This is a genomic window from Sphingosinithalassobacter sp. CS137 (assembly GCF_014334115.1).
GTDB lineage: Bacteria > Pseudomonadota > Alphaproteobacteria > Sphingomonadales > Sphingomonadaceae > Sphingomonas.
In genome coordinates this window covers 65,744-78,120 of record NZ_CP060494.1, presented here as the reverse complement: position 1 = coordinate 78,120, position 12,377 = coordinate 65,744, and the positions used below count along the sequence as shown (strand labels likewise).

At 66.5% G+C, this 12,377-nt stretch carries 14 protein-coding genes and 1 tRNA gene; 13 read left to right on the top strand and 2 right to left on the bottom strand.

Annotated elements, in window-relative coordinates; genetic code table 11:
* The first annotated feature begins 19 nt into the window (after positions 1–19).
* From H7V21_RS00360 to nusG, 6 genes are all read left to right on the top strand, one after another.
* Positions 20–96, top strand: a tRNA-Trp gene (locus tag H7V21_RS00360).
* A 51-nt stretch (positions 97–147) separates the two neighbouring features.
* The gene (locus H7V21_RS00355; protein ID WP_188054685.1) at positions 148–726 is read left to right on the top strand and encodes a YqaA family protein; all 579 of its coding nucleotides are present in this window, start codon (positions 148–150) and stop codon (positions 724–726) included.
* 100 nt (positions 727–826) lie between these two features.
* A complete protein-coding gene (locus tag H7V21_RS00350) occupies positions 827–1,078 on the top strand; it encodes a hypothetical protein (RefSeq protein ID WP_188054684.1) in 252 nt (83 codons plus the stop codon).
* Positions 1,079–1,252: 174 nt separating this feature from the next.
* The gene (locus H7V21_RS00345) at positions 1,253–1,846 is read left to right on the top strand and encodes a GNAT family N-acetyltransferase (protein WP_188054683.1); all 594 of its coding nucleotides are present in this window, start codon (positions 1,253–1,255) and stop codon (positions 1,844–1,846) included.
* A gap of 142 nt (positions 1,847–1,988) precedes the next feature.
* On the top strand, positions 1,989–2,186 hold the full coding sequence (gene secE / locus H7V21_RS00340; RefSeq protein ID WP_188054682.1) for a preprotein translocase subunit SecE: 198 nt from the start codon (positions 1,989–1,991) through the stop codon (positions 2,184–2,186).
* A gap of 12 nt (positions 2,187–2,198) precedes the next feature.
* Entirely contained in the window at positions 2,199–2,735 is a 537-nt protein-coding gene (gene nusG / locus H7V21_RS00335; RefSeq protein ID WP_188054681.1) for a transcription termination/antitermination protein NusG, read from the top strand.
* Between the two features lie 65 nt (positions 2,736–2,800).
* On the opposite strand, the gene H7V21_RS00330 is transcribed toward nusG, so the two are convergent.
* Positions 2,801–3,592, bottom strand: coding sequence for a MipA/OmpV family protein (locus tag H7V21_RS00330; RefSeq protein ID WP_188054680.1), 792 nt, complete (start codon positions 3,590–3,592; stop codon positions 2,801–2,803).
* A 228-nt stretch (positions 3,593–3,820) separates the two neighbouring features.
* Here H7V21_RS00330 and rplK point away from each other — a divergent pair, with 228 nt between their 5' ends.
* From rplK to H7V21_RS00295, 7 genes are all read left to right on the top strand, one after another.
* Entirely contained in the window at positions 3,821–4,252 is a 432-nt protein-coding gene (gene rplK / locus H7V21_RS00325) for a 50S ribosomal protein L11 (protein WP_188054679.1), read from the top strand.
* A gap of 4 nt (positions 4,253–4,256) precedes the next feature.
* Positions 4,257–4,949: a 50S ribosomal protein L1 gene (rplA, locus tag H7V21_RS00320; protein WP_188054678.1), complete on the top strand. Its 693-nt coding sequence runs from the start codon at positions 4,257–4,259 to the stop codon at positions 4,947–4,949.
* 264 nt (positions 4,950–5,213) lie between these two features.
* The gene (locus H7V21_RS00315; protein ID WP_188054677.1) at positions 5,214–6,719 is read left to right on the top strand and encodes a murein L,D-transpeptidase; all 1,506 of its coding nucleotides are present in this window, start codon (positions 5,214–5,216) and stop codon (positions 6,717–6,719) included.
* A 10-nt stretch (positions 6,720–6,729) separates the two neighbouring features.
* A complete protein-coding gene (locus tag H7V21_RS00310; RefSeq protein ID WP_188054676.1) occupies positions 6,730–7,071 on the top strand; it encodes a hypothetical protein in 342 nt (113 codons plus the stop codon).
* Positions 7,072–7,371: 300 nt separating this feature from the next.
* Positions 7,372–7,887 carry a 50S ribosomal protein L10 gene (gene rplJ / locus H7V21_RS00305; RefSeq protein ID WP_188054675.1) on the top strand — a complete coding sequence of 172 codons (516 nt, stop codon included), beginning with the start codon at positions 7,372–7,374 and terminating at the stop codon, positions 7,885–7,887.
* 53 nt (positions 7,888–7,940) lie between these two features.
* Complete coding sequence (gene rplL, locus H7V21_RS00300; RefSeq protein ID WP_188054674.1) at positions 7,941–8,318, top strand: 50S ribosomal protein L7/L12; 378 nt, start codon at positions 7,941–7,943, stop codon at positions 8,316–8,318.
* Positions 8,319–8,415: 97 nt separating this feature from the next.
* Positions 8,416–9,933 (top strand): hypothetical protein, encoded by a 1,518-nt coding sequence (locus H7V21_RS00295; protein ID WP_188054673.1) that lies wholly within the window; start codon positions 8,416–8,418, stop codon positions 9,931–9,933.
* 92 nt (positions 9,934–10,025) lie between these two features.
* Here H7V21_RS00295 and H7V21_RS00290 read toward each other — a convergent pair whose 3' ends face one another.
* Positions 10,026–12,290, bottom strand: coding sequence for a TonB-dependent receptor (locus H7V21_RS00290; protein ID WP_188056272.1), 2,265 nt, complete (start codon positions 12,288–12,290; stop codon positions 10,026–10,028).
* Between the last annotated feature and the right edge of the window lie 87 nt (positions 12,291–12,377).

Here is a 12,377-nt window from a genome sequence, read left to right as displayed (position 1 = left end):
TTACATCCGCCAGCCGCACAGGGGCGTAGCTCAGCTGGTTAGAGCGTCGGTCTCCAAAACCGAAGGCCCTCGGTTCGAATCCGAGCGCCCCTGCCATCACCGCCGCGAACCCATGGCGGCCGCGGAGCGCGTGTTCCGGGGGGATTGATGTTTCGCGCCTTGTACGACTGGATGCTCCGCATGGCGCATCATCGCCACGCGATGCGCAGCATGGCGGCGGTGTCGTTCGCCGAAAGCTCCTTCTTTCCAATCCCGCCCGACGTGATGCTGATCCCGATGGTGCTCGCGCGGCGCGAGAAGGCTTATTGGATCGCTACCGTCTGCACGCTCGCATCGGTGGCGGGTGGAATCTTCGGCTATGCGATCGGCTATTTCCTGTTCGATACCGTCGGCCAGTGGCTGATCGGACTCTACCATCTTGAGGACAAGGTCGTGGCACTGCGGGCGCTCTACGACGAATGGGGTGCCGCAGTTACGCTGACCGCAGGCGTGACGCCGTTGCCGTTCAAGCTGATCACCATCGCCAACGGCTTCTTCAGCTACAACTTCGCCTTTTTCGTCATCCTCGCGCTGGTTGGGCGCGGCATCCGCTTTTTCCTCGTGGCCGCACTTCTGAAACGGTTCGGCGCGCCCGTGCAGGCGTTCATCGAAAAGCGGCTCGATCTTTTTGCTTGGATTTTCCTTGCCTTACTTGCTGCGGGCTTTGCAGTTGTCACCATTATTTGATCTACATCTATATTGTTGCGGCGCTGCGCGTTGATGCGATGCGAAAACTATACTATACGACTGCCGCGCCCGATTCCGGGCGCTAAGTGAAAGGGAGCGTATGGCTTTCAAGAAGATCGCGGCATCGGCAGCCGCAATTGCCCTCGTGGCGTCGGCAGGTGTCGCGCAGGCAGCTGCTTCGGCGAATGCTCTGAGCCTCGCCCGCGCCAGCACGGCGGCGACGGAAGCGAATGATCAGGCGGCGGAGTTCAGCCCGCTGTTCATCATCGGCGGCATCGTCGGCGTGGTGGCGATCCTCGAAGTCACCGAAGCGATCAACATCTTCGGCGACGACGATCCCGACAGCCCGTGATTCCACGGCGCTTGCCGAAAGACTGAGGCGTCCCGGCCATCGCTGGGACGTCTCTTCTCTTTGTGGCGAAGCTCCTTGCGCCCGCAGCAGAATCGTTTCTGCAAAGAAACGAACGCGTAGTACTAAAAATGCACTCGCCTTGCCTCGGCGCGGCGACTTCGCGACAAGCGAGCGATGCCCTCTCCTGAAATCCTGTCGCTCACCGGCGCCTCGATTGAACCGATGATCGCCGAACTCGCGCGCCTGCGGATCGCCGTTTTCCGCGCATGGCCCTATCTGTACCAGGGCGACGAGCGCTACGAGCGCGAGTATCTGCGCGCTTTCGCCTGCGCGCCGCACGCGGTTCTCGTCGTCGCGCGCGACGGCCGAACGATCGTGGGAGCGGCCACTGCATCGCCTATGACCGGGCAAGATGCGGAGGTTAGATCCCCCTTCGCACAACGCAACATCCCGATCGACGACCTGTTTTATTTCGGCGAGTCGGTACTGCTGTCCGAGTATCGCGGCCGCGGCGTCGGCCACGCATTCTTCGATGCCCGGGAGGCGCACGCTCGCGCCTGCGGCGCCGACCGAACGACCTTCTGCGCCGTCGTCCGACCTTCCGACCACCCCCTCCGCCCTGCGGACAATCGCCCGCTCGACGGCTTCTGGCGCAAGCGCGGCTATGCCCCCGTGAAAGGGCTCACCACCAGCTTCGAGTGGAAGGACATCGATCGCGCGGAATCGGATCCGCACCCGATGCAGTTCTGGATGCGCGGCCTGCGCTAGCCTGCCGCTTGCACATGCCCCCGCGACTCGCTAGATGCGGTACCCAATCCGACAGCGTTGGTTGGCCGCACCGGTTCCTTTCGGAAGGACCGGGCAGCGGACCCGTGCCTCGCAGTCGCACGAAGAGAAGCGAGCAGAGACTGTGGCGAAAACCTCTCCCGTCGAATTCATGCGCCAGGTGCGCGCCGAGACCGCGAAGGTCGTTTGGCCGTCGCGCCGCGAAACGATCATGACCGGCGTGATGGTGATGATCATGACGACGCTGCTCGCGCTCTTCTTCTTCGGGATCGACTCGGTCTTCGACGCGATCGTCGGCGCGCTTCTGGCGCTGGCCGAATAAACAGGGAATCCAATGTCGCGCTGGTACATCATCCACGCCTATTCGGGCTTCGAGAACAAGGTTCGTGACGCGATCATGTCCGAGGCAACCCGCATGGGTCTCGAGCAGCTGGTCGAGAATGTCGAGGTTCCGACCGAGACCGTCACCGAGGTCCGCCGGGGCAAGAAGGTCCAGTCCGAGCGCAAGTTCTTTCCCGGCTATGTGCTCGCGAAGCTCGAGATGAACGACGACGTCTATCACCTGGTGAAGAACACGCCGAAGGTGACCGGCTTCCTCGGCTCGTCGGGCAAGCCGCAGCCGATCAGCGAGGCCGAGGCCGCGCGCATCCTCAACACCAAGGAGGAAGCCGCCGCCGCGCCGAAGCAGCAGGTCAAGGTCGATTACGAGATCGGCGACAGCGTAAAGGTGCTCGACGGCCCGTTCGCCAGCTTCAACGGCATCGTCGAAGAGCTCGACTTCGACAAGTCGAAGGTCAAGGTCAGCGTCAGCATCTTCGGCCGCGCAACGCCGGTCGAGCTCGATTTCGAACAGGTCGAGCGCTCGAAGTAATCGCCGGCAGGGCAACGTTCGAAAGAGGCCGGTGCCGCGAGGCGCCGGCCTCTTTCCGTTCGATCTCAGTCGATGCCGCGCCCGAAGCTGTAGGTCAGCGTGGCGCCGCCGAAGAACTGGTCGCGCGAACCATAGCTGCGCACCAGCGGCGAATCGGCCGCGGCGCCGACCAGCCGATCGTAGCGGACATAACCGTAGATCCCCCAGCGCGGGCTCAGCTGCGTCAGATAACCGGCCGCGGCGCCGACCGCATGGACGCCGCCGTCCGAGTCAAATTCGGGCAAGCCGGTGCGCGCCGCGGCGGCAGGCGAGACGCCAAAATAGGCCTCATGGTAGCTCTCGTCGGCCAGCGTGACGCGCGGCCCTGCCGAAAACAGCCATTTGTCGCCCTCGCGCAGGATATAGTCGGCGCTCGCCACGCCCACCCAGCCCTTGTGACCGCCGAGGCCGCGCCGCGCCTCGAGCCGCAACCGAACCGGCGCGTCGAACCGATATTCGACGAACCCGCCGAGTTCGAAGGTAAACCCGACCTCGTCGACTGCGGCGCCGACATCCTCGGGCTTGCGGGACCCTTCGAATCCGATTGAAGGCCCGAAGGCGAAACCGCCCGTCTCCAGCACCGCGAAGCCAGTCGATTCGTCCGGCGCCTCGAATTCGAGCGGCCCGCCGTCGTCGCTGCGGTCGACAACGAAGAACGGGCCGAGGCTCAGCGTATCGGCACCGGGATAGCTCGGCGTGAGTTGCGGGCCCACGCCGACGCGCCAGCGGTCGCCTCCGTCCCGATCCTGTGCTGCGACCGGAGCGGCAGCGCAGGTTGCGGCGGCAAGGATCGTCAGGCTGGCGATACGGCGATTCATAAAGTCCACTCCACTCGGTTCCAATGGCTGCCGAACGTGTAGCAGTCGACAAGTCTCCCGTCGCCTTGCGCAGTTGCTTCGGCGCCGGCTTTGCGCTAGACGCGCGCGCTTCCGGAGCATCGGCAATGGAACTGCGGGAGGCGGGGCCGTTTAGGCTCGGGCCGCTTGGACCGCTGAACTTGAACCGGGCGGCCGCACTGCCGGCTGCCCCGTGACAGAGTGAGAGCAATGGCAAAGAAGATTACCGGCTATATCAAGCTGCAGGTGCCTGCGGGCGCCGCAAACCCCTCGCCGCCGATCGGCCCTGCGCTGGGTCAGCGCGGCGTGAACATCATGGAATTCTGCAAGGCGTTCAACGCGGCGACCGGCGAGCTCGAAAAAGGCATGCCGATCCCCACGATCATCACCGTCTACGCCGACCGCAGCTTCTCGTTCGAGACGAAGACGCCGCCGGCCACCTTCCTCATCAAGAAGGCGGCGAACCTGAAGTCGGGCTCGAAGGAGCCGGGCAAGGTTTCCGCGGGCAAGATCGCACGGTCGAAGCTGACCGAGATCGCCGAAGTGAAGATGAAGGACCTGAACGCCAACGATCTCGAGGCCGCGACCAAGATCATCGAAGGCTCCGCCCGCGCGATGGGCCTCGAAGTGGTGGAGGGCTGAGATCATGGCGAAGCAGACCAAGAAGCAGCAGGCATGGACCGTCGACCGCGAGAAGCTGTACGGCGTCGATGAAGCGCTCAAGCTCATCAAGGACCATGCCAACGCCAAGTTCGACGAGACGATCGAAGTCGCGATGAACCTGGGCGTCGATCCGCGCCACGCCGACCAGATGGTCCGCGGCGTCGTCAACCTGCCCAAGGGCACGGGCAAGGACGTGAAGGTCGCGGTGTTCGCGCGCGGCGCCAAGGCCGAGGAGGCGCAGGCCGCCGGTGCCGATATCGTCGGCGCCGAAGACCTGATGGAAACCATTCAGGGCGGCACGATCGATTTCGATCGCTGCATCGCCACGCCCGACATGATGGGCATCGTCGGCCGTCTCGGCAAGGTGCTGGGGCCCAAGGGACTGATGCCGAACCCGAAGCTCGGCACGGTGACGATGGACGTGGCCAAGGCGGTCAAGGACGCCAAGAGCGGCCAGGTCGAATATCGCGTCGAAAAGGCCGGCATCATTCATTCCGGCATCGGCAAGGCGAGCTTCCCGACCGAAGATCTGCGCGCCAACTTCGACGCGCTGGTCGATGCGGTGGTCAAGGCCAAGCCGTCGGGCGCCAAGGGCAAGTACGTCCGCAAGATCGCGCTCTCGAGCTCGATGGGCCCGGGCGTGAAGGTCGATGTGGCGGAAGTCAGCGCCGCCTGAGGCCGCATCAGCCGAAGATAGGAAAGGGCCGGGAGCGATCCCGGCCCTTTTCGTTTCAGCAGGGTACGCAGCCAGGCATCGCCCCTGGACAGGGAGTCGCGCAACGCGCTCATGTGGGTATCGCGCGGATAGCGTACAAAGCCGCTATCTCGCCGACACCGGCTGTGACAGGAGCACGGCGATGCTGCTTTCAGCAAACAGCAAGCCGCTTTATGGTGGGAAGCACGCCGTCGCCGTTCAGGCTGTTCAGAAGGACTTGATTGGATGCCCCGGATCACCCGATCCACGTTTCTCGCCCTGACCGCCGCCGGCGGGATCGGCCTCGCGTTGCCGACGTCGGCGCAGACCGCGCGCCCGGCGCCGGCTCCCTCCCCTACACCGCTCGTCCAGCCGCTGCCGGGATCGCCGGCGGGGATGACCCCCGCCGCCGTGGCACCGCGCCCGCTCCCGGCCCTGAGCGCGCAACAGGCAGTCGAGCTGTCGGCGCTGCTGGCCGATCTCCACCATCGCCAGGGCCTGCGCTACGGCCCGACCGACGCGCGGCAACCCCTGGCGGGGGACGCTCTCGTGCGCGCCGCGCTCGACTATGCCCGGGCGGTCCATTCGGGACGCCTCGCTGCCGAGGATTTCCAGTCCGACTGGGGCCTGCGCCCCGATCCCTATGATCCTCTCCTCGCCTTTGCCGAGGCAGTCGCCCAGAACCGGCTCGAACAATGGCTGCGCGCGCTGCCGCCGCCCTATGCCGGCTACGACGGGCTGCGCGACGGCCTCGCGCGGTACCGCCAGGTCGAGGCGAGCGGTGGCTGGCGCGAAATCCCCGCTGGCGCGCCGCTGCGCGAAGGCGATACGGGCGCACGCGTTCAGGCGCTGCGCACGCGGCTCGCGGTCGAGGACGCGCAGGTGGTCGTCACCGGCCAGGTCTTCGACGCGGAGCTCACCGAAGCAGTGAAGCGCGCCCAGGCGCGCTACGGCCTGGGTCAGGACGGGATCGCCGGCGGCCGCACGCTGCGGGCGCTCAACAAGCCGGTTGCCGAGCGCATCCGCCAGATCATGGCGAACATGGAGCGCTGGCGCTGGATGCCGCGCGAGCTCCAGCCGCGCCGCATTCAGGTGAACATCGCCGCCGCGGTGCTCACCGTATTCGACGAGGATCGTCCGACCGGTTCGATGCGCGCGGTCACGGGCGCCCCCGGGCACGAGACGCCGATGCTGCGCTCCGAGATCCACAGCGTGGTCCTCAATCCGCCGTGGAACGTGCCGACCTCGATCGCCAATGCCGAACTGTGGCCAAAGGAACGGAGCAATCCCGGCTATCTGGCGCGCAACGGCTTTCGCGTGATCGATCTGGGCAATGGCAATTCGCGGCTTCAGCAGCGCGCGGGCGATCTGAGTGCGCTCGGCCGCTACAAGTTCGACTTCCCCAATCCCTATGCGGTCTATCTCCACGACACGCCTGCCCAGGCGGCGTTCGACCGGCAGGACCGCCTCGCCAGCCACGGCTGCGTGCGGCTCGCCCGCCCGGCGGCGCTCGCGCGGATGCTGCTGGCCGACAATCCCGACTGGCAGCCCGAAGCGATCGACGCGACCATCGCCTCCGGCGAGACGACGCGCGCCGAGCTGACCGCATCGGTGCCCGTGTACCTGCTCTACTGGACCGCCTATGCCACGCCCGACGGCGGGATGGTGTTCCTCGACGACCCTTATGACTGGGACCGCATGCTCGCCGCGAAGATCGAGCGCCGCGCCGCCCAGCAGCTCGCTGCCAACTGAGGAGACTTCGATGCTTCGTTCCGTCCGTCTGCCGCTCGTCCTGGCGTCGTTCGCCGCGCTTTCGCTCGCCGCCTGCTCCTCCGAGCCCGCTGAGGTGGAAAGCGAGGAGATGAACATCGAGACGATCGTCGAAACCGCGAATACCGAAGAGCCGATGCTCGCCGAACCGATGGACAATTTCACGCTTCCCGAGGCGCCTGCAGCAGACGCCGCACCGGTCGAAATCCCCTCGCGCGGCGAGCTGACCACCGACGAGCAACTGCTTGACGATGCCGCCGCGACCGGGATGACGACCCGCGTCGATCGCAGCGTGCCGGCGAACGACGCTCCTTTGGAGCAGCCGGCGAACTGATCCGCCGCGCCGGCGATTGACTTTTCGCCGGTTCACGCTATCAGCGCGCCTTCGCCGGCCGGGCCCTGCCCTGCCGGCGTTGCCGTCCGAGACAGCGAGTGACCGGAATCTGCCGGTCTTGATTTCTCGCCAAGACGGGGAAGGATTTACCGGCAGCTTCCGTGCGATGGAGCGTCCGGGTCAGCCAGGGATGCCTCTGGCCGCGACGATCATGCCCCTCGGACGATTTGGGAACGCGGCATCCGCCCGTTCCCGGCGTAACCGCTCCGGCTCGTGCCGGAGCATGATGAGGAGAACGGCATGGATCGCGCCCAAAAAGCCGAATCTGTTGCCGAGCTGAACCGCACCTTCAACGGGGTCGGCGTGGTGGTCATCACCCGCAACCTCGGGATGACCGTGGCCCAGTCCACGGACCTCCGCAATAAGATGCGCGATGCCGGCGCCACCTATAAGGTCGCGAAGAACCGTCTTGCCAAGATCGCGATCGACGGCACCGATTATGCGGGTCTCGCCGACCTGCTGACCGGTCCGACGGCGCTTGCCACATCCGTCGATCCCGTTGCCGCCGCCAAGGTGGTCGTGGATTTCGCCAAGACCAACGAAAAGCTCGAGGTCGTCGGCGGCGCGATGGGCAGCACCCTGCTCGACGTGAATGGCGTGAAGGCGCTCGCAGAGCTCCCGTCGCTTGATGAACTGCGCGCGAAGATCGTCGGCCTGGTCCAGGCTCCGGCGCAGAAGCTCGCGTCGGTCACTCAGGCACCGGCGGGCCAGCTGGCGCGTGTGTTCGGTGCCTATGGCGCCAAGGAAGCCGCATAAGGCTTTCGCGACTGCATCCCTGTTTTTGAACCGATTTACCGAAGGAAACTCAAATGGCTGACCTGAATGCTCTTGTTGACCAGCTCTCCGAGCTGACCGTTCTCGAAGCTGCCGAGCTTTCGAAGCTGCTCGAAGAGAAGTGGGGCGTCTCGGCCGCTGCGGCGGTTGCGGTTGCCGGCCCGGCCGGCGGCGGCGGTGCGGCTCCGGCCGAAGAAGTGAAGGACGAGTTCGACGTGATCCTCACCGGCGACGGTGGCAAGAAGATCAACGTCATCAAGGAAGTCCGCGCCATCACCGGCCTGGGCCTGACCGAAGCCAAGGCGCTCGTCGAAGGCGCGCCGAAGGCCGTCAAGGAAGGCGTGTCGAAGGACGAGGCCGAGAAGCTCAAGAAGCAGATCGAGGAAGCCGGCGGCACCGTCGAGCTCAAGTAATCTCGACGCCGTACGCGGCGAAGAAAAAGAGGGGCGGTCCGGAAACGGGCCGCCCCTTTTTCTTGCGCGGCGCCTTTGGCTGGGCAATCCTTGCGCCATGAGCCCGCCGCGCGCGATTCACGACCAGATCGCGCACGCCGCGGCGGAGCGGGCCGAGGGCGCGGTGCGCATCCCGCATGACGATCGCGATACCGGCACGCTTCGCCTGGCGCCTGGGCTGGCCGACGCCAGCTTCCACCAACGCGACGACAGCGCCGCGCAGACCGCCGTGCGCGCCGCCGCAGCCGCATTCGGCCGGGCCGTGCGCCACCCCTCTCCCGACGCGCTGGCGCATCTCGATGCGCTCTGGGCCGAGACCGGCGCCGTCACGATCGCCGACGCGCTGATCGAGCGCATCCGGGGCGAAGCGCTCGCACCCGAGGCCGCCGCCAATGTCGCGCGCAGCCTCGCCCGCCGCTCGCCGCATCCCAGCTCGGTCAAGCTCGCGATCGTCCTGCTCGGCTATTATGGGACAGCCGACGACCTGCCCCTGCTGTCGCTGCTCGCGCGATGGCCCGAACTGACGCTGTTCGCCACCGTGGCCGCGGCGAAGCTGGCCCCAGACCCGCACCGCGCAGTCTACGCCATTGCGCGCGGCTCGGGCGGCTGGGGCCGCGTCCAGGCGATCCGCCGGTTGTGGGGCGCCACCGACCCGGACATTCGCGACTGGCTGCTGCGCGACGGACACCGAACGATGATGGCGGACGAGATCGCCGCCGAGTGCGCGGAGATCGGGGGGCTGTTCGAGGCGCTTGCCCGTCCCACGCTCGACGAGCCGATGCTCGACTCGCTGACCGAGCTGATCGGAAACCTGGTGCACCCGGATTCGGGCATCGGCTATTTCGAGGAGCCGGGAGGCGCGCAGGCGGTTGCCGATTATCTGCGCCACCTCTCCGCCTCTCCGCTGACGGTGCTGCGGCGCTTTCTGACCGTTGATGCGATGCGACAGGCGCTGCACGCCGAGCAGCGCAACCCCGCGCCGCCGGATGGCTGGACCGACGCGGACCTGCGCTCGCTCGCGGTCGCGACGGCCGACTATCTGGCCCGGCCGCACTGGCGCAGCGTCGCCGAGGGACTCAGCGTTTCCGAGGATCCGTCCGATTTCTGGCAGGCGTGCCGCGTCGGCGCGGCATGCGGGCTCGACGTGTGGCTACGGCGGTACGAGCGGCTGATCGACAGGCGCGGCGAGGATTGGCTGGAGCTGATGCAGACCGATGATCCCGCGCGGGTCGAACGGCTGCTGGATGTGGCACGCGCGCGCTGCGACCTGTCGGCGATCGGATCGGGGCCGGGACTGGAGAAGAGCTTCGCGCCCGAAACGGCGGAAGACGATGCCCTCGCCACGCTGGTGCAGGAGCTCGATCGCTTCCCCGGGACCGGTTGGGATCTGGTGCGCATCGCGCTTTCCGGGCGGCTGATGCGCGCACGCTATATGGCGCTGCGCACGTTGGAGCGCTGGGGTGCGGATCGCTGGCCGGCCGATGCTGTGGAGGCGCTGCTCGAAGCGCGCGCGCGCGAGCCCGACGCCGAATTGGCCGCGCGGATCGACGAAGTGCTTGGGCGCAGCGGCCGTTAGGCCGAGCGCGCCACCCCATGCTCGGGAGGCGTTCGGAACCTCGAATAAAGAGGCGCCGCGCGACCTTGCGGCCGCGCGGCGCCTCTCCCCCTTTAGAAGCGACCCGTCACCGCCACGCCATAGAAGCGCGGCTCGGCCGGGATGAAGGTGGGATAGCCGAACGAACCGCCGGTGTTGCCGGCGTCGAGCAGATAGTCCTCGTCGGTGAGATTGCGGACATAGCCCGCGATCTCGATCCGCTCGTCGGCGAAGCTCACGCCCGCACGCGCGTTCACCAGCGTGACGCCTTCCTGCGAGAGCGCTTCGCTGTTCGGCGTCTCGAAGTAGATCTTGCTGCGATAGGTGACGCTGGGCGTGGCGAACACGCGCAGTCCGTTGCCGAGCGGCGCGTCGATGGTGAAACCGGCCGCCGCCTGTACTTCGGGCTGGAGCCGGAAGCGATCGCCGGCGTAGATCCCGTTCGCCGCTTCGTCGTCGATACCGCCGTCGATATAGCCGATATTGCCGAACACGCTCAGCCAGTTGGTCGGGCGCACCTGCACTTCGGCCTCGACGCCGAGGTTGCTCGCCGAGCCGGCGCTTTCGGTGACGGTCGAGCCGACCGGTCGGCCCGAAGGATCGTTGGGATCGCTGACGATGCGCGAGACCTGGAAGTCGTCATACTTCTGGTAATAGACGCCGAGCGAGCCCGAAACGATGCCGGTCGCGGCCTTCACGCCGGCTTCATAGTTCCACACCGTCTCCTCGGGGACCACCGACACGGAGGTGGCGCCGACGCTGACCGACGGCGAACGGCGGCCCTTGGAAATCGTCGCGAAGACGTTCACCGCGTCGGTGACGCGATAGAGCGCGTTGAAACGCGGCAGGAATGCCTGGAAGCTGTCCTGGCTCCAGATCGTGCCGTTGGTGTCGCGCTGGCTGGGGATCAGCGGCCCGCCGGTGATCACCGTGTTCGGAACGTCGGCGAAGAAGCCCGACTTGCGCTGCTCGATCAGCGCGCGCACGCCCGCGGTCAGCTCGAGCCGCGGCGTCACGAACCAGGTCAGGTCGCCGAACACCGAATAGCTGTCGTTGACACCGACATTGCCGAAGATCGAGCGGTACGGCAGCACCGTCGCCGCACCGCCCGTGATCAGCGCCGTCGCCGCGGCAGCGGCTACCGTGCCGTCGGGCGCGATGCAGGGCAGGCCCGGAACGAGCCGCGCGGTGCACTGAAGGAAGATGCCTTCCTCGCTCGAGAAGGGCACTTCCTGGCGGCCGTCCTCATGGAAGAAGTTCCAGCCGAAATTCGCGCGGACGTTGGTGTCGGTATAGGTGAAGCGCGATTCATGGCTCGCCTGCCAGCCATAGGCGCCCTCGGCGAATTCGAGATACCAGGCGGCCGAGCCGTCGGCGTCGAAGATCTCGAGCGAGTCGAACTCGCGATAGCCATTGACGGTGGTGAAGGTCCAACCCTCGTCGAACTCATAGGCGAGCGTCAGGTTCACGTCATAGACGTCGCGGTCGAGGCCCAGCTCCGCCGCGCCCAGCGCCGCTTCGGAAACGGGCGAGCCCGACAGGTTGGCCGGGCCGAACACGTTCGCCGGTCCCGCCGAGGTCGGGAAGTTGCCCGAAATGAACGGCGTGCCGCTGTTGCGCTGGCGGTCATAGGTACCGATCAGGTCGAGCGTCAGCGCATCGGACGGCGTGAAGCGGAGCGATGCGCGAACGCCGAGCTGGTCCTGCGCATAGAGATCGTCCTGCGTGTCGGAGAGATTCTCGACATAGCCGTCGCGCTGCTTCCATTCGAAGGCGACTCGGCCGGCGATCACGTCGCTGCCCGCGTTCAGGTGCCCGGCAAGCAGCCGCTCGTCATAATTGCCGATGCCGCCGGTCAGTTCGCCCGAGAAACCGGGACGCGGACGCGCCGAGATGATGCTGATCGCACCCACCGCCGATGCGGTGCCGAACAGCGTCGCCTGCGGACCCTTGATGACTTCGACGCGATCAAGGTCGTAGATCGCCTGGTACGAGCCGCGCGAGCGCGAGATGTCGATGCCGTTGTAATAGAGGGTGACGCGCGCGGCCTGCTGTGCCGAGCCGCTGTCCGAAGTGATGCCGCGGATCACGATGCCGGGGTTGTTGGCGCTCTGCTCCTGGACGTTGAGCCCGGGGATATAGTTCGCCAGTTCGTCGAGGTCGTCCACGCCGAGCTGCTCCATGCGCTCGGCAGTGACCGCGGAGATGGTGATCGGCACGTCGACGGCGCGCTGCTCGACCTTCTGCGCGGTGACGACGATCTCGTTGGCGTCGACCTGGCCGCCCGCAGGGCTCGCCGCGTCCTGCGCCTGCACCGCAGTCGCCGAAACGGACCCCATAAGCGCGAGCACGATCCCGAGTTTCTTGTTCTTCACTGTTTCCTCCGTGGGTTGCGGAGGGCCCCTTGGGGTGGAACAATGACAGTT